Source organism: Streptococcus mitis, assembly GCF_946188615.1.
GTDB classification, from domain to species: Bacteria; Bacillota; Bacilli; order Lactobacillales; family Streptococcaceae; genus Streptococcus; species Streptococcus mitis_BZ.
The window spans coordinates 59,764-77,306 of the sequence record NZ_CAMHVK010000003.1 but is presented as its reverse complement, the minus strand read 5'-3'; the positions used below and the strand labels follow the sequence as shown (position 1 = coordinate 77,306).

Annotated in this window: 20 protein-coding genes; 17 read left to right on the top strand and 3 right to left on the bottom strand. The window is 40.3% G+C overall.

All coding sequences use genetic code 11. The features are described from left to right. Positions 1-31: 31 nt before the first annotated feature. The 16 genes from rplR (at position 32) to OCF95_RS03690 (ending at position 10,759) form a co-directional block, all read left to right on the top strand. Entirely contained in the window at positions 32-388 is a 357-nt protein-coding gene (gene rplR, locus OCF95_RS03765) for a 50S ribosomal protein L18 (RefSeq protein WP_000624044.1), read from the top strand. A 17-nt stretch (positions 389-405) separates the two neighbouring features. After that, on the top strand, positions 406-900 hold the full coding sequence (gene rpsE / locus OCF95_RS03760; RefSeq protein WP_000874202.1) for a 30S ribosomal protein S5: 495 nt from the start codon (positions 406-408) through the stop codon (positions 898-900). Between the two features lie 13 nt (positions 901-913). Further along, complete coding sequence (rpmD, locus tag OCF95_RS03755; protein ID WP_000057241.1) at positions 914-1,096, top strand: 50S ribosomal protein L30; 183 nt, start codon at positions 914-916, stop codon at positions 1,094-1,096. A gap of 144 nt (positions 1,097-1,240) precedes the next feature. After that, positions 1,241-1,681 carry a 50S ribosomal protein L15 gene (gene rplO, locus OCF95_RS03750; RefSeq protein ID WP_000766087.1) on the top strand — a complete coding sequence of 147 codons (441 nt, stop codon included), beginning with the start codon at positions 1,241-1,243 and terminating at the stop codon, positions 1,679-1,681. Positions 1,682-1,693: 12 nt separating this feature from the next. After that, the gene (gene secY / locus OCF95_RS03745) at positions 1,694-3,004 is read left to right on the top strand and encodes a preprotein translocase subunit SecY (protein WP_000465403.1); all 1,311 of its coding nucleotides are present in this window, start codon (positions 1,694-1,696) and stop codon (positions 3,002-3,004) included. 149 nt (positions 3,005-3,153) lie between these two features. Beyond that, entirely contained in the window at positions 3,154-3,792 is a 639-nt protein-coding gene (locus OCF95_RS03740; RefSeq protein WP_049551445.1) for an adenylate kinase, read from the top strand. A gap of 116 nt (positions 3,793-3,908) precedes the next feature. Next, positions 3,909-4,127, top strand: a complete 219-nt coding sequence (infA, locus tag OCF95_RS03735) for a translation initiation factor IF-1 (RefSeq protein ID WP_001029883.1) — start codon at positions 3,909-3,911, stop codon at positions 4,125-4,127. Between the two features lie 24 nt (positions 4,128-4,151). Then, on the top strand, positions 4,152-4,268 hold the full coding sequence (rpmJ, locus tag OCF95_RS03730; protein WP_001808836.1) for a 50S ribosomal protein L36: 117 nt from the start codon (positions 4,152-4,154) through the stop codon (positions 4,266-4,268). Between the two features lie 17 nt (positions 4,269-4,285). Further along, complete coding sequence (rpsM, locus tag OCF95_RS03725) at positions 4,286-4,651, top strand: 30S ribosomal protein S13 (protein WP_000090781.1); 366 nt, start codon at positions 4,286-4,288, stop codon at positions 4,649-4,651. A 17-nt stretch (positions 4,652-4,668) separates the two neighbouring features. Continuing rightward, the gene (gene rpsK, locus OCF95_RS03720; RefSeq protein WP_001118385.1) at positions 4,669-5,052 is read left to right on the top strand and encodes a 30S ribosomal protein S11; all 384 of its coding nucleotides are present in this window, start codon (positions 4,669-4,671) and stop codon (positions 5,050-5,052) included. A gap of 42 nt (positions 5,053-5,094) precedes the next feature. Then, positions 5,095-6,030 carry a DNA-directed RNA polymerase subunit alpha gene (locus OCF95_RS03715; protein ID WP_000568987.1) on the top strand — a complete coding sequence of 312 codons (936 nt, stop codon included), beginning with the start codon at positions 5,095-5,097 and terminating at the stop codon, positions 6,028-6,030. Between the two features lie 11 nt (positions 6,031-6,041). Then, positions 6,042-6,428 (top strand): 50S ribosomal protein L17, encoded by a 387-nt coding sequence (gene rplQ / locus OCF95_RS03710; protein WP_000331493.1) that lies wholly within the window; start codon positions 6,042-6,044, stop codon positions 6,426-6,428. Between the two features lie 264 nt (positions 6,429-6,692). Continuing rightward, complete coding sequence (locus OCF95_RS03705; RefSeq protein WP_125454366.1) at positions 6,693-6,959, top strand: ACT domain-containing protein; 267 nt, start codon at positions 6,693-6,695, stop codon at positions 6,957-6,959. A gap of 9 nt (positions 6,960-6,968) precedes the next feature. Further along, complete coding sequence (locus OCF95_RS03700; protein WP_050207973.1) at positions 6,969-8,306, top strand: PFL family protein; 1,338 nt, start codon at positions 6,969-6,971, stop codon at positions 8,304-8,306. A gap of 17 nt (positions 8,307-8,323) precedes the next feature. Further along, positions 8,324-9,835 carry an N-acetylmuramoyl-L-alanine amidase family protein gene (locus OCF95_RS03695; RefSeq protein WP_261012148.1) on the top strand — a complete coding sequence of 504 codons (1,512 nt, stop codon included), beginning with the start codon at positions 8,324-8,326 and terminating at the stop codon, positions 9,833-9,835. Between the two features lie 231 nt (positions 9,836-10,066). Then, on the top strand, positions 10,067-10,759 hold the full coding sequence (locus OCF95_RS03690; RefSeq protein ID WP_261104933.1) for a histidine phosphatase family protein: 693 nt from the start codon (positions 10,067-10,069) through the stop codon (positions 10,757-10,759). A gap of 102 nt (positions 10,760-10,861) precedes the next feature. Here the strand turns inward: OCF95_RS03690 and OCF95_RS03685 are convergent, their stop codons facing one another. The 3 genes from OCF95_RS03685 to OCF95_RS03675 are packed head-to-tail and all read right to left on the bottom strand — an operon-like array spanning position 10,862 to position 14,654. Further along, on the bottom strand, positions 10,862-12,520 hold the full coding sequence (locus OCF95_RS03685) for an ABC transporter permease (protein ID WP_045597598.1): 1,659 nt from the start codon (positions 12,518-12,520) through the stop codon (positions 10,862-10,864). Then, positions 12,510-13,601, bottom strand: a complete 1,092-nt coding sequence (locus tag OCF95_RS03680) for an ABC transporter ATP-binding protein (RefSeq protein WP_084926330.1) — start codon at positions 13,599-13,601, stop codon at positions 12,510-12,512. The genes OCF95_RS03685 and OCF95_RS03680 overlap by 11 nt, the downstream gene beginning before the upstream one ends. A 12-nt stretch (positions 13,602-13,613) precedes the next feature. Continuing rightward, positions 13,614-14,654, bottom strand: coding sequence for an ABC transporter substrate-binding protein (locus tag OCF95_RS03675; protein WP_261104931.1), 1,041 nt, complete (start codon positions 14,652-14,654; stop codon positions 13,614-13,616). A gap of 318 nt (positions 14,655-14,972) precedes the next feature. Here OCF95_RS03675 and leuS point away from each other — a divergent pair, with 318 nt between their 5' ends. Further along, complete coding sequence (gene leuS / locus OCF95_RS03670; protein WP_261104929.1) at positions 14,973-17,474, top strand: leucine--tRNA ligase; 2,502 nt, start codon at positions 14,973-14,975, stop codon at positions 17,472-17,474. Positions 17,475-17,543 lie beyond the last annotated feature (69 nt).

The window sequence follows — 17,543 nt, the reverse complement described above, 5'->3', positions numbered from 1 at the left end:
CACACGATTTAAAACTAAAGAGGTGAAAACTGTGATTTCAAAACCAGATAAAAACAAACTCCGCCAAAAACGCCACCGTCGCGTTCGCGGAAAACTCTCTGGAACTGCTGATCGCCCACGTTTGAACGTATTCCGTTCTAATACAGGCATCTACGCTCAAGTGATTGATGACGTAGCGGGTGTAACGCTCGCAAGTGCTTCAACTCTTGACAAAGAAGTTTCAAAAGGAACTAAAACTGAACAAGCCGTTGCTGTCGGTAAACTCGTTGCAGAACGTGCAAACGCTAAAGGTATTTCAGAAGTGGTGTTCGACCGCGGTGGATATCTATATCACGGACGTGTGAAAGCTTTGGCTGATGCAGCTCGTGAAAACGGATTGAAATTCTAATAGGAGGACACTAGAAAATGGCATTTAAAGACAATGCAGTTGAATTAGAAGAACGCGTAGTTGCTGTCAACCGTGTTACAAAAGTTGTTAAAGGTGGACGTCGTCTTCGTTTCGCAGCTCTTGTTGTTGTTGGTGACCACAACGGTCGCGTAGGATTTGGTACTGGTAAAGCTCAAGAAGTTCCAGAAGCAATCCGTAAAGCAGTAGATGATGCTAAGAAAAACTTGATCGAAGTTCCTATGGTTGGAACAACAATCCCACACGAAGTTCTTTCAGAATTCGGTGGAGCTAAAGTATTGTTGAAACCTGCTGTAGAAGGTTCTGGAGTTGCCGCTGGTGGTGCAGTTCGTGCCGTTGTGGAATTGGCAGGTGTGGCAGATATTACATCTAAATCACTTGGTTCTAACACTCCAATCAACATTGTTCGTGCAACTGTTGAAGGTTTGAAACAATTGAAACGCGCTGAAGAAGTTGCTGCCCTTCGTGGTATTTCAGTTTCTGATTTGGCATAAGAAAGGGGATAAAATGGCTCAAATTAAAATTACTTTGACTAAGTCTCCAATCGGACGCATTCCATCACAACGTAAAACTGTTGTAGCACTTGGACTTGGCAAATTGAACAGCTCTGTTATTAAAGAAGATAACGCTGCTATCCGTGGTATGATCACAGCAGTATCTCACTTGGTAACAGTTGAAGAAGTAAACTAATGAATTTTTAGGGGATGTGCACTATACCATCCCCTAAAACTAGATATAGTCATCTATGATGACGTCGTATAGGCGAGTTGATGGGGGAGACAACCTTTTCTCCCTTATCGGCGCTAGCATTTTACAAAAGAGGAGAAAATAAAAATGAAACTTCATGAATTGAAACCTGCAGAAGGTTCTCGTAAAGTACGTAACCGCGTTGGTCGTGGTACTTCATCAGGTAACGGTAAAACATCTGGTCGTGGTCAAAAAGGTCAAAAAGCTCGTAGCGGTGGCGGAGTTCGCCTTGGTTTTGAAGGTGGACAAACTCCATTGTTCCGTCGTCTTCCAAAACGTGGATTCACTAACATCAACGCTAAAGAATACGCAATTGTGAACCTTGACCAATTGAACGTCTTTGAAGATGGTGCTGAAGTTACTCCAGTTGTTCTTATCGAAGCAGGAATTGTTAAAGCTGAAAAATCAGGTATTAAAATTCTTGGTAACGGTGAGTTGACTAAGAAATTGACTGTGAAAGCAGCTAAATTCTCTAAATCAGCTGAAGAAGCTATCACTGCTAAAGGTGGTTCAGTAGAAGTCATCTAAGAGAGGTGACCTATGTTTTTTAAATTATTAAGAGAAGCTCTTAAAGTCAAGCAGGTTCGATCAAAAATTTTATTTACAATTTTTATCGTTTTGGTCTTTCGTATCGGAACTAGCATTACAGTTCCTGGTGTGAATGCCAATAGCTTGAATGCTTTAAGTGGATTATCCTTCTTAAACATGTTGAGCTTGGTCTCAGGGAATGCCATGAAAAACTTCTCAGTTTTTGCTCTTGGTGTTAGTCCCTACATTACGGCCTCTATCGTTGTCCAACTCTTGCAAATGGATATTTTACCCAAGTTTGTAGAGTGGGGTAAACAAGGGGAAGTAGGTCGAAGAAAATTAAATCAAGCTACTCGTTATATTGCTCTAGTTCTCGCTTTTGTGCAATCTATCGGGATTACAGCTGGTTTTAATACTTTGGCTGGAGCTCAATTGTTGAAAACAGCTCTTACACCACAAGTCTTTATCATGATTGGTATCATCTTAACAGCTGGTAGTATGATTGTGACTTGGTTGGGAGAGCAAATTACAGATAAGGGATACGGAAATGGTGTTTCTATGATTATCTTTGCCGGGATTGTTGCCTCAATTCCAGAGATGATTCAGGGCATCTATGTAGATTACTTTGTGAACGTCCCAAGTAGCCGTATCAACTCATCTATCATTTTCGTAATCATTTTGATTATTACTGTATTGTTGATCATTTATTTTACAACCTATGTTCAACAAGCAGAATACAAAATTCCAATCCAATATACTAAGGTTGCACAAGGTGCTCCATCTAGCTCTTACCTTCCTTTGAAGGTAAACCCTGCTGGAGTTATCCCTGTTATCTTTGCAAGTTCGATTACTGCAGCGCCTGCGGCTATTCTTCAGTTTTTGAGCGCTACAGGTCATGATTGGGCTTGGGTAAGAACAGCACAAGAAATGCTGGCAACAACTTCACCAACTGGTATTGCCATGTATGCTTTGTTGATTATTCTTTTTACATTCTTCTATACGTTTGTACAGATTAATCCTGAAAAAGCGGCAGAGAACCTACAAAAGAGCGGTGCCTATATCCACGGAGTTCGTCCTGGTAAAGGTACAGAAGAATATATGTCTAAACTTCTTCGTCGTCTTGCAACTGTTGGTTCTCTCTTCCTTGGTGTGATCTCTATTTTACCGATCGTAGCAAAAGATGTTTTCGGACTTTCAGAAGCAGTTGCTTTTGGAGGAACCAGTCTTTTGATCATTATCTCTACAGGTATTGAAGGAATCAAACAATTGGAAGGTTACCTATTGAAACGTAAGTATGTTGGTTTCATGGACAGAACAGAATAAAAGTATTTATTGAGTCAGTAAATGCTGAGGGAGTGGAGGTTTAACTCTAACATTTGTGAGAGTTTGGTCTCCCCTCTTCTATTTTGTTTTTAAATAGGGGTGAAAAGATTTTTTGCTTCTATTTAAAAATAAAATAAGGAGATCAAATCATGAATCTTTTGATTATGGGCTTACCTGGTGCAGGTAAGGGAACTCAAGCAGCAAAAATCGTAGAACAATTCCATGTTGCACATATCTCAACAGGTGATATGTTCCGCGCTGCTATGGCAAATCAAACTGAAATGGGTGTTCTTGCTAAGTCATACATTGACAAGGGTGAATTAGTTCCTGATGAAGTTACAAATGGAATCGTAAAAGAACGTCTTTCACAAGATGATATTAAAGAAACAGGATTCTTGTTGGATGGTTACCCACGTACGATCGAACAAGCTCATGCCTTGGACAAAACTTTGGCTGAACTTGACATTGAACTAGAAGGGGTCATCAACATAGAAGTGGATCCAGATAGCCTCTTGGAACGTTTGAGTGGCCGTATCATCCACCGCGTAACTGGAGCAACTTTCCACAAGGTCTTTAACCCACCAGTTGACTATAAAGAAGAAGATTACTACCAACGTGAAGATGATAAACCTGAGACAGTAAAACGTCGATTGGACGTTAATATTGCTCAAGGAGAACCAATCATTGCTCACTACCGTGCCAAAGGTTTGGTTCATGACATCGAAGGTAATCAAGATATCAATGATGTCTTCACAGATATCGAAAAAGTATTGACAAATTTGAAATAAAGCGTTTTTCACACTTGCAAAAATCCGCTACAAATGTTATACTAAGATAGTCTGACTTATAATTGTTGTCTCTGTGTCTAGAGGCATCGAATCGAAATTTATGGAGGTGCTTTTGCGTGGCAAAAGACGATGTGATTGAAGTTGAAGGCAAAGTAGTTGATACAATGCCGAATGCAATGTTTACGGTTGAACTTGAAAATGGACATCAGATTTTAGCAACAGTTTCTGGTAAAATTCGTAAAAACTATATTCGTATTTTAGCGGGAGATCGTGTTACTGTCGAAATGAGTCCATATGACTTGACACGTGGACGTATCACTTACCGCTTTAAATAATCGAAAAACTTGGAGGGATAAGAAATGAAAGTAAGACCATCGGTCAAACCAATTTGCGAATACTGTAAAGTTATTCGTCGTAATGGTCGTGTTATGGTAATTTGCCCAGCAAATCCAAAACACAAACAACGTCAAGGATAAGATAGAAAGGAGAAAACATGGCTCGTATTGCTGGAGTTGACATTCCAAATGACAAACGCGTAGTAATCTCATTGACTTATGTTTATGGTATCGGACTTGCAACATCTAAGAAAATTTTGGCTGCTGCTGGAATCTCAGAAGATGTTCGTGTACGTGATCTCACATCAGATCAAGAAGATGCTATCCGTCGTGAAGTGGATGCAATCAAAGTTGAAGGTGACCTTCGTCGTGAAGTAAACTTGAACATCAAACGTTTGATGGAAATCGGTTCATACCGTGGTATCCGTCACCGTCGTGGACTTCCTGTCCGTGGACAAAACACTAAAAACAACGCTCGCACTCGTAAAGGTAAAGCTGTTGCGATTGCTGGTAAGAAAAAATAATATAGGAGGTAAAAGTCTTGGCTAAACCAACACGTAAACGTCGTGTGAAAAAGAATATCGAATCTGGTATTGCTCATATTCACGCTACATTTAATAACACTATTGTTATGATTACTGATGTGCATGGTAATGCAATTGCTTGGTCATCAGCTGGTGCTCTTGGTTTCAAAGGTTCTCGTAAATCTACACCATTCGCTGCTCAAATGGCTTCTGAAGCTGCTGCTAAATCTGCACAAGAACACGGTCTTAAATCAGTTGAAGTTACTGTAAAAGGTCCAGGTTCTGGTCGTGAGTCAGCTATTCGTGCGCTTGCTGCCGCTGGTCTTGAAGTAACAGCAATTCGTGATGTGACTCCAGTGCCACACAATGGTGCTCGTCCTCCAAAACGTCGCCGTGTATAATCATCGCATTACACTGCTTTTCGTTTAAGAGGGAGTAACTAAATGATCGAGTTTGAAAAACCAAATATAACAAAAATTGATGAAAATAAAGATTATGGCAAGTTTGTAATCGAACCACTTGAACGTGGATACGGTACAACTCTTGGTAACTCTCTTCGTCGTGTACTTCTAGCTTCTCTACCAGGAGCAGCTGTGACATCTATCAATATTGATGGTGTGTTACATGAGTTTGACACAGTTCCAGGTGTTCGTGAAGACGTGATGCAAATCATTCTGAACATTAAAGGAATTGCAGTGAAATCGTACGTTGAAGACGAAAAAATCATCGAACTAGATGTTGAAGGTCCTGCTGAAGTAACAGCTGGTGACATTTTGACAGATAGCGATATTGAAATTGTAAATCCAGATCATTATCTCTTTACAATCGGTGAAGGTTCTTCGCTAAAAGCGACTATGACTGTTAACAGTGGTCGTGGATATGTACCTGCTGATGAAAATAAAAAGGATAATGCACCAGTTGGAACACTTGCTGTAGATTCTATTTATACACCAGTTACAAAAGTCAACTATCAAGTGGAACCTGCTCGTGTAGGTAGCAATGATGGATTTGACAAATTAACCCTTGAAATCTTGACAAATGGAACAATTATTCCAGAAGATGCATTAGGGCTTTCAGCACGTATTTTGACAGAACATCTTGATTTGTTTACAAATCTTACTGAGATTGCTAAGTCAACTGAAGTGATGAAAGAAGCTGACACTGAATCTGACGACCGTATTTTGGATCGTACGATTGAGGAACTGGACTTGTCTGTGCGTTCATACAACTGTTTGAAACGTGCCGGTATCAATACTGTGCATGATTTGACAGAAAAATCTGAAGCAGAGATGATGAAAGTACGAAATCTTGGACGCAAGAGTTTGGAAGAAGTGAAATTCAAACTTATTGATTTGGGTCTTGGATTAAAAGATAAATAAAGGAGGAATAAATGGCTTACCGTAAACTAGGACGCACTAGCTCACAACGTAAAGCAATGCTTCGCGATTTGACAACTGACCTTTTGATCAATGAATCAATCGTGACAACTGAAGCTCGTGCTAAAGAAATCCGTAAAACTGTTGAAAAAATGATTACTCTAGGTAAACGTGGTGATTTGCATGCACGTCGTCAAGCAGCTGCTTTCGTACGTAATGAAATCGCATCTGAAAACTATGATGAAGCAACTGACAAGTACACTTCTACTACAGCACTTCAAAAATTGTTCTCAGAAATCGCACCTCGTTATGCTGAACGTAACGGTGGATACACTCGTATCCTTAAAACTGAACCACGTCGTGGTGATGCAGCGCCAATGGCGATCATCGAATTAGTATAAAATCATCAATTTTGTTGAGTGTTATGATGATGGAGTCTTGTGCTCTTAGTCTAGCTCTGGTCTACCGCTAGGATTTCGGTCCTAGCGGGAACACTCATCATAAGTTGGGATAGTGGACGCTTGTTTACGAAATTGTTTTTTGCTTAAGAACAACTTCGTAAGCAGGCGTTTTTGAGTATTTTTGTTAGAATTATGCTATACTATTTGAAAAGAATCCTGTTTAATGTTCAGGTTTCCTATTAAAAGAAGAATTGGAGTTTGCTTATGAAAGCGATTATAACTGTTGTTGGTAAAGATAAATCTGGAATTGTTGCAGGTGTTTCTGGTAAAATTGCAGAATTGGGTTTGAACATTGATGATATCTCTCAAACTGTCTTGGATGAATATTTCACGATGATGGCTGTCGTCTCTAGTGATGAAAAGCAAGATTTTACGCATCTTCGTAATGAATTTGAAACTTTTGGTCAAACTTTGAATGTGAAAATCAATATTCAGAGTGCAGCGATTTTCGAAGCTATGTATAATATCTAGGAGGGGCACATGGATATTAGACAAGTTACTGAAACCATCGCTATGATTGAGGAGCAAAACTTCGATATCAGAACTATTACCATGGGAATTTCCCTTTTGGACTGTATCGATCCAGATATCAATCGTGCTGCGGAGAAAATTTATCAAAAGATTACGACCAAGGCAGCTAATTTAGTGGCTGTTGGGGATGAAATTGCTGCTGAGTTGGGAATTCCAATCGTTAATAAGCGTGTATCGGTGACTCCTATTTCTCTGATTGGAGCAGCGACAGATGCGACGGACTACGTGGTTCTAGCAAAAGCGCTTGATAAGGCTGCAAAAGAGATTGGTGTGGATTTTATTGGTGGTTTTTCTGCCTTGGTACAAAAAGGTTATCAAAAGGGAGATGAGATTCTCATCAATTCTATTCCTCGCGCTTTGGCTGAGACGGACAAGGTCTGCTCGTCAGTCAATATCGGTTCAACCAAGTCTGGTATCAATATGACGGCTGTGGCAGATATGGGACGTATTATCAAGGAAACGGCTAATTTATCTGATATGGGGGCAGCCAAATTGGTTGTGTTTGCTAATGCTGTTGAGGACAATCCATTTATGGCGGGGGCCTTTCATGGTGTTGGGGAGGCAGATGTTATCATCAATGTCGGAGTTTCTGGTCCTGGTGTGGTGAAACGTGCCTTGGAAAAAGTTCGTGGACAGAGCTTTGACGTAGTAGCCGAAACGGTTAAGAAAACTGCCTTCAAGATCACTCGTATCGGTCAATTGGTTGGTCAGATGGCTAGTGAAAGACTGGGTGTGGAGTTTGGTATTGTGGACTTGAGTTTGGCGCCAACTCCTGCGGTTGGAGATTCTGTAGCACGTGTCCTAGAAGAAATGGGACTAGAAACAGTTGGTACGCATGGAACGACGGCTGCCTTGGCTCTCTTGAACGATCAAGTTAAGAAGGGCGGAGTTATGGCTTGCAACCAAGTTGGTGGTTTGTCTGGTGCCTTTATCCCTGTTTCAGAGGATGAAGGAATGATTGCTGCAGTACAAAATGGCTCTCTTAATTTGGAAAAACTAGAAGCTATGACGGCTATCTGTTCCGTTGGTTTGGATATGATTGCCATCCCAGAAGATACGCCTGCTGAAACCATTGCGGCTATGATTGCAGATGAAGCAGCAATTGGTGTCATTAACATGAAAACAACGGCTGTTCGTATTATTCCAAAAGGAAAAGAAGGCGATATGATTGAGTTTGGTGGCCTATTAGGTACTGCACCTGTTATGAAGGTTAATGGGGCTTCGTCTGTTGATTTCATCTCTCGTGGAGGACAAATCCCAGCACCAATTCATAGTTTTAAAAATTAAGAATTTAGGAGAAATTAATGAAAAAAGAAATGAAACATGCTTTAGTAGCTTTAGGACTGTCGACTTTACTAGTCCCAACTTTTGCCAGTCAAGTAGTTTATGCGCAGGAAGAAAGCCATGAAACTGCTACTAGTACGACTCCAGAAGAGATTAAGAAAGTAATTGCAGAATATAAAAAAGCACAGATAGATTTTATGAGGAAGGATGAAGAACACTTTCTTAATTTAGTGAAGCAAATAGACTGGAGTGTACTTTCTTTCTCACAAAATGATATCAAATTTCTTAATAATAGTATTTCTGAACGCTTTAATGAAAATCTTCAATATTTTATAGATTACATTGATAAAGAAGAAAAGAATATAATAGCAAATATTGGGGATTGGAAATATAGAAAAGAAAGATTTGAATTTCATGAACCTCGAAATGATAATAGAAATTATGATAGTGAACTAAAAAGTTATATTTTTAGAGCAATCGTAGAGAAGAAGAAAGAACTTGTCACTGCTCAAATTAAGAAAAATCCGTATTACACAAATCTTGAAAGAGAAAAAATGTTACGTCTTTTGTATAGCTATGATAACTGGGGAGGACATAGTACATCTGGTTGGAACGAAAAATATAAAATATTTAATGATGAAGAACAATTGGATATATTTTTAAAAAGACTACCAACGTTTCTATCAGAGGATTTTCAAGCATTTTCATTAGCGCCTACTGAAAAGAATATCAGAGAAGTTAATGCTGTTGCCTTTATGGAGAAGACAGCCATTAGTAATGATGATACACTTTCAAAAGCAGATAAGGTTTCTATGTTTAGTAAGATTGATGACATAGTAGAAGAAGCTGTTAGAAAGATACAAACAGAAGCTGATATAAGTGAGGATGGTAATTACAAAAATAGTAGAATGCTATCCCCTGAAGAGTTATCTGTATTTACTAAGCGTATCGAAGATGTTTACCAAGGAAAAGCTAAGCCTAAGGTGACAAAAGAAGAGGCTATTCAAGCAGTTTCTACTGGAACTTCATCCTCGGTTTCAGCTTCAACTTCAATTTCATCTCAATCTCAATCTACCGTTACTGCTAAAGAAGATACTAAGAAAGATCATCAAGCAAGTAAGTGGTTTAAAGAGTCTGACAAATGGTATTACAATGACCTTTCTGGCAATCTTGTCAGAAACCGTTGGGTAGGCCGTTATTATCTAAAAGCAGATGCTTCAATGGCTGCGAGTGAATGGATTTATGATGAAGATTATAAGAGCTGGTTTTATGTAGATTCAACTGGTAGTTATGTAGAGAAAGCTTGGCAAGGAGAATACTACCTAAAACGTGGCGGTTACATGGCTAAGAGCGAGTGGGTATTTGATTCTCAGTATGATAGTTGGTATTATCTTAACCAAGACGGCAAGTACGCTCGTAACCAATGGATTAAGGATGGAGATAAGTGGTATTACTTGCTAGCTGATGGGAAATTGGCAAAAAATATGACCATTAACGGCTATAAAGTAAATGAAAAAGGTGAATGGGTTTAATTTTTAAGTTCTATTTAAGGTTAGCTGTGTATACTATAATCATTAAATAAAGACCTCCTAATATTATTTGAAACAGATAACACTGATTTAGTTTGAATTTGATTTTCATCTAATATCTTTATTTAATAGAACTCCTAAACTTTTTCATAATAATCTCCTGCAAAAGTCGCCTGTATGGGTGGCTTTTGTTTTATCATCCATGATATAATAGAAGCAAACGGAGGACGGAAAATGGTAAAAGTACGATTGTATTTGGTACGTCATGGCAAGACTATGTTTAACACGATTGGTCGCGCGCAAGGTTGGAGCGATACTCCCTTAACAGCTGAAGGTGAGCGAGGAATTCAAGAATTAGGAATTGGTTTGCGAGAATCTGGTCTACAGTTTGAGCGCGCTTATTCCAGTGATTCAGGGCGCACCATTCAGACCATGGGAATCATCCTTGAAGAACTTAGTTTGCAGGGGAAAATCCCTTATCGCATGGACAAGCGTATCAGAGAATGGTGTTTTGGTAGCTTTGACGGAGCCTACGATGGCGATCTTTTCATGGGCATTATTCCTCGTATCTTTAATGTGGACCATGTTCACCAATTGTCTTATGCTGAACTGGCTGAGGGCTTGGTAGAGGTTGATACGGCTGGTTGGGCTGAAGGCTGGGAAAAGCTCAGTGGCCGAATCAAGGAAGGTTTTGAAGCAATTGCTAAAGAAATGGAAGAGCAAGGTGGGGGCAATGCCCTTGTCGTCAGCCACGGAATGACCATTGGAACCATTGTTTATCTGATCAATGGTATGCATCCGCATGGTCTCGATAATGGTAGCGTAACGATTCTTGAATATGAGGATGGCCAGTTTAGCGTAGAAGTTGTCGGCGATCGTAGTTACCGAGAACTAGGACGGGAGAAGATGGAGGAAGCCTCTATTTAATCAGTCTAGACTTGCTTGCTAGGAATCTGGGATTTGATAGGAATATCAAGATAAGAAAAAACAGCCGAGGGTAATCCTTTCGGCTGTTTTTGATGGGGAAAACTAAAGTGTAATGCTATTGCTTTTAGAGATTTTCATAAACAAGAGCAAGGAACCTACTGTTAGAACAGTCAGGATAGTTGACAAGGCTGCGGCTACACCGTAATTCCCTCTGAGAACCTCTGTATAAATGGCTACAGTCATTGTTCTTGTTTTGACATTGTAGAGGAGGATAGAAGTAGAAAGTTCTGAAATCATTGTAACCCAAGATAGGATAGCTCCAGAAATAATACCAGATAGCATCATTGGAGTTGTAATCTTGGCAAAGGTATTGAGACGACTACTTCCTAAGCTCTCAGCGGCTTCTTCAATACTTGGTGCTATTTGTTGCAAGCTAGCAACAGATGAGCGAATAGTATAAGGCAATCTTCTGACAGATAGGGACATGATCAAGATGAAAGCTGTCCCTGTAATCATAAGAAATCCACTTCCAAATAGGCCAGTATTGAAGGAAGAAATGAAGGCAATCCCTAGAACGGTTCCTGGTACAATATAAGGGACCATACTGAGGCTGTCAATTAAGTTTGTAAACAAATTACGTTTTCTAACGGCTAGGTAGGAGATAAATGTTGCGAATAGGACAACTAGAACTAAGGCAATCAAAGGGATACGAATGGTATTGAAAATAGCAGATCCCATACGATTGAAAGCTACCTTGTAACTGTTTAGAGAATAGCCTTTGACAAATACCATACCTGATGTTTTTAGGAAAGAAGTATAAATCAAGTAGACTTGAGGTAGAACAGAGAACAAGATAATTCCGTAGACTGTTGCATAAATGGCAGCCATTTTTCCTTTTGTAGTTTTTTTAGGCTCAATTGGATGGAGCGAATTCATGCTGAAACTGTAGCGATTTGAAATGTATTTTTGGATAAGGAAAATTGCCAAGGCAATGATAATCGCCATAATTGCTAAAGCAGATGCAAAAGCTGAATTTCCTCCAACCTCGCTAATAAATTGGGTATAAATCAGAACAGGGAAAGTCCGATATCCTTCACCAATCAACATAGGGGTTCCAAAGTCTGAGAATGCTCTCATAAATACAAGCAGGGCAGCTGCTAGTAAGGTTGGAACTAGGAGAGGTAAAATAACCGTTACGATACGCTTAAATCCAAAGGAACCCATGCTTTCAGCAGCTTCAAGTAGAGAATTGTCAATACTTTTCATTGTCCCAGCAACGTATAGAAATACCAGTGGGAATAGTTGCAGTGTAAAGACAAGTACAATTCCTTTGAATCCATAAATATCGATAGCTGGAAGATGAAGGGTATTTGTCAGGAATTTAGTAATGACCCCATTTCGTCCCAGCAAGAGAATCCAGGAGTAGGCTCCCACGAAAGGAGCTGACATGGAAGCAATGATAATCAATATTTGTAGAAATTTCTTTCCCTTGAAATCATACATGGAAAAGAGATAAGCTAATAAGGTTCCTACGACTAAGGAAGTGACAGTAGCGGTAATAGAAACCTTGAAACTGTTGACGAGTGTCTCAGAGTAGTAGGCTTTGCTAAAGAAAGTGACAAAATTAGCTAGTGAAAATTGTCCTTCATGTATAAGTGCTTGCTTGAGCACGGTAACGATAGGATAAACGAGAAAGACAAGATAGGTAAGAAAGATGAAGAAAGAGGAGGCTGTCCAAATATTTAGTTTTTTACGTTCCATGGTTGACTCCTTTTATCAGGTTTTGGGAACCATCTGCAGAAAAGACGTTTAATTTTTGAGTATTGATTCGTAGACGAATACGATCGCCTTTTTGTAGATCTTCTTCAAAAGTTGATTCTTCGCTAACCTGAATTTTTGAGGCAAAGCCTGTTTCAATGAAATACTCCGTATTTAGTCCAAGATAGACGCTATCGCTAATAGTTCCTTCAATATCTCCAGATTCATCTTTGATAAATTCTTCAGGACGAATGCTTACATGAATGGCTTGCTCCTCAGCCTGATCAAGAGCTGGCATTCGAAGAGCATAGCCATCTGAAAAGACGATATAAGCGCCGTCGCTCCGTTTTTCGAGATTGGCAGGGATAATATTTGTGCGTCCGATAAAGGTTGCTACAAACTCATTAGCTGGTTTATGATAGAGTTCTTTTGGTCGACCGATTTGTTGGATGACTCCGTCTTTCATAACAGCAATTTGATCTGAAATAGCCATAGCTTCTTCTTGGTCGTGGGTCACATAAACGGTTGTAATTCCCACTTCGTGTTGGATTTCTCGAATGGCTTGACGCATATCCAAGCGAAGTTTGGCATCCAGATTACTAAGTGGCTCGTCCATGAGGAGAACACTTGGATTAACCGCTAAGGCACGTGCCAAGGCGACACGTTGTTGTTGTCCACCACTGAGTTTATCTGGCTTTCGATCCGCATATTGAGCAATTTGCATGAGTTCAAGATACTTGTTGGTCTGTTGAATCAATTCTTCTTTTGGAACTTTCTTTTGCTTGAGACCAAAAGCAACATTGTCTCGGACAGTCAAATGTGGGAAAATAGCGTAGTTTTGGAAAACCATTCCGATATTGCGTTTGCTAGGTTCCATATTATTGATTTTTGTATCATCGAAGTACAATTCTCCGCCTTCGATACTGTTGAAGCCTGCAATCATGCGAAGAAGAGTCGTTTTCCCACACCCTGAAGGACCAAGGATGGTAAAGAGGCTTCCTTTGGGAATAGTGACATTCAAGTTTTCAATAACAGGGACGTCGTGGTAGATTTTTTTGGCGTTAATAATTTTGATCTCACTCATAGTGAACCCCTTTTACTGTTTAGATTGGATATCTGTAAAAATGTCATTGTACTTTTTAAGAATAGTGGATTTGTTTTTAATGACATAATCTGAATCTTCGGTGGCAATCTTGATTTCTGTCATTGCCTTCATATTTTTATTGGTTTTAGCATTTTTACGAATAGGTCTGATTGTAGTTTCAGTTCCTAGCTTATCTTGGATTTCTTGAGAAAGGAGGAAATCGATAAATTTTTTAGCGTTTTCCATGTGTTTGGCATTTTTGACGATAGCCGCGTTACCAGGTAAAAAGACGGTACCTTCTTTTGGATAAATAACTTTTACATCAACTCCATCATTTAAGAGTTTTAAGGCAGGATCTTCATAGGTGAGTCCTACAGCCATTTCTCCATCGGCGACAGCTTTATAAACATTCGAAGAGCTAGATGCAATTTTTCCATCTACTAGGGTAAATAGATTTTTCACATAGGTCCAAGCTTGTTCATTTTCGTATCCACCTTGATCGACAAGCATGTTTGTTAATTGAGCAAAGGCACTTGAAGCGTTACTTGGATCAGCAGTAGCGATTTTTCCTTTTAATTTAGGATTGAGTAGATCATTGTAGCCTTCAATTTTAATATCTTTTGTAAGAGCTGAATTGGCAATGATAACACTGACATCAAGTGTATAAGGCGTGTAGAATCCTGTTTTATTTTGATATTCAGGGATTATCTGGTCATTTTCTTGGGAAATATAAGGTTCAAAAAGATTTTCGTTAGAAGAGAAGAGGGCGTAGGAGCCTCCGAAAATGACATCGGCTACTGGGGATTCTTTTTCGGCCTCAGCTTTTTTGAACAATTCACCCGTGCTGGCTTGTACTAAGTCAACCTTAATACCATATTTTTCTTCGAAGGCTGGGACTGTTTCTTCGATAAGGTCTTCAGGGTTAGGCGAGTAGACAACCAAAGTGCTATCTGAATCTTTTTCAGTGCTAGTTTCCGCTTCTGTTGTTGAAGAACATCCTGATAAAGTAAGAAATATCCATCCACAAGAGAGAAAGAATAGTAGTTTTTTCATAAGAATCTCCTTTTTACGAACATTTTCTCTACCTAGATTGTTAATGTTTTTAAATTGTAGAGTTCTACAGGATATAATAAAAACCTTAAAGAAATCTAAAACGGGGAATATGAGTCAAAGGCGTTAGGGGGAAAAAGATGGAAGAGACAAATAATCGATATAAGTTAATTTCAAGTGCTAGCTAATTTTTTATACTGCTAAATAAGCTGGATTTGCGATTCAGTCTTTCTTGGCATACAAGCCCAAAAGAACATTTCTCGTCTTTCAAATTCCCTCAAAAATGGTATAATAGTAACATCACAAAATTGGAGAGAGACCATGAGTTTTTACAATCATAAAGAAATTGAGCCTAAGTGGCAGGGCTACTGGGCAGAACATCATACATTTAAGACAGGAACAGATGCATCAAAACCTAAGTTTTATGCTCTTGATATGTTTCCTTATCCGTCTGGAGCGGGTCTGCACGTAGGACATCCAGAAGGTTATACCGCAACGGATATCCTCAGCCGTTTCAAACGTGCGCAAGGATACAATGTCCTTCACCCAATGGGATGGGATGCCTTTGGGTTGCCCGCAGAGCAATACGCTATGGATACGGGGAATGACCCAGCAGAATTTACAGCGGAAAACATTGCCAACTTCAAACGTCAAATCAATGCGCTTGGATTTTCTTATGACTGGGACCGTGAAGTTAACACAACAGATCCAAACTACTACAAGTGGACTCAGTGGATTTTCACTAAGCTTTACGAAAAGGGCTTGGCCTATGAAGCGGAAGTGCCAGTAAACTGGGTTGAAGAATTGGGAACTGCCATCGCCAACGAAGAGGTTCTTCCTGATGGAACTTCTGAGCGTGGAGGCTATCCAGTTGTCCGCAAGCCAATGCGCCAATGGATGCTTAAAATTACAGCCTATGCAGAACGCTTGCTTAATGACTTGGATGAGTTGGATTGGCCAGAGTCTATCAAGGACATGCAACGCAACTGGATTGGTAAATCAACTGGTGCCAATGTAACCTTCAAAGTTAAGGGAACAGACAAGGAATTCACAGTCTTTACGACTCGTCCTGACACCCTTTTCGGTGCTACTTTCACTGTCTTGGCTCCTGAGCATGACTTGGTTGACGCCATCACAAGCCCAGAGCAAGCAGAGGCTGTAGCAGACTACAAACATCAAGCTAGTCTCAAGTCTGACTTGGCTCGTACCGACCTTGCCAAAGAAAAAACTGGTGTTTGGACTGGTGCTTATGCCATCAACCCTGTCAATGGTAAGGAAATTCCAATCTGGATTGCCGACTATGTTCTTGCTAGTTACGGAACAGGTGCCGTTATGGCTGTGCCTGCCCACGATCAACGTGACTGGGAATTTGCCAAACAATTTGACCTTCCAATCGTCGAAGTACTTGAAGGTGGAAACGTCGAAGAAGCTGCCTACACAGAAGATGGGCTTCACGTTAATTCAGACTTCCTAGATGGACTCAACAAAGAAGACGCTATTGCCAAGATTGTGGCTTGGTTGGAAGAAAAAGCCTGTGGGCAAGAGAAGGTGACCTACCGTCTCCGCGACTGGCTCTTTAGCCGTCAACGTTACTGGGGTGAGCCAATTCCTATCATTCATTGGGAAGATGGAACTTCAACAGCCGTTCCTGAAAGTGAATTGCCACTTGTCTTGCCTGTAACCAAGGACATCCGTCCTTCAGGTACTGGTGAAAGTCCACTAGCTAACTTGACAGACTGGCTTGAAGTGACTCGTGAAGATGGTGTTAAAGGTCGTCGTGAAACCAACACCATGCCACAATGGGCAGGTTCAAGCTGGTATTACCTCCGCTATATCGACCCACACAATACTGAGAAATTGGCTGACGAGGATCTTCTCAAACAATGGTTGCCAGTAGATATCTACGTGGGTGGTGCAGAGCATGCTGTTCTTCACTTGCTTTACGCTCGTTTCTGGCACAAATTCCTCTACGACCTCGGTGTCGTTCCAACTAAGGAACCATTCCAAAAACTCTTTAACCAAGGAATGATTTTGGGAACAAGCTACCGTGACCACCGTGGCGCTCTTGTGGCAACCGATAAGGTTGAAAAACGTGACGGTTCTTTCTTCCATGTGGAAACAGGAGAAGAGTTGGAGCAAGCGCCAGCTAAGATGTCTAAATCCCTCAAGAACGTTGTCAACCCAGACGACGTGGTGGAACAATACGGTGCCGATACCCTTCGTGTCTATGAAATGTTCATGGGGCCACTTGATGCTTCCATCGCTTGGTCAGAAGAAGGTCTGGAAGGAAGCCGTAAATTCTTGGACCGTGTTTACCGTTTGATTACAAGCAAGGAAATCCTTGCGGAAAATAATGGCGCTCTCGACAAGGTTTACAACGAAACCGTTAAAGCTGTCACAGAGCAAATCGAATCATTGAAATTCAACACGGCTATTGCCCAACTTATGGTCTTTGTCAACGCTGCTAACAAGGAAGACAAGCTTTATGCAGACTACGCCAAAGGCTTTATCCAATTGATTGCACCATTTGCGCCTCACTTGGCAGAAGAGCTCTGGCAAACAGTTGCAGCAACAGGTGAGTCAATCTCTTATGTGGCTTGGCCAACTTGGGACGAAAGCAAATTGGTTGAAGACGAAATCGAAATTGTCGTCCAAATCAAAGGTAAAGTCCGTGCCAAACTCATGGTCGCTAAAGACCTATCACGAGAAGAATTGCAAGAAATTGCTCTGGCTGACGAAAAAGTCAAAGCAGAAATTGACGGTAAGGAAATCGTGAAAGTAATTGCGGTACCGAATAAACTCGTTAATATTGTTGTGAAATAAGATAGGAGTCCTTCAGAGTAGAATCTGGGGGATTTTTTATTTGACAGGAAGTTTCTGTTTTGTTAATAT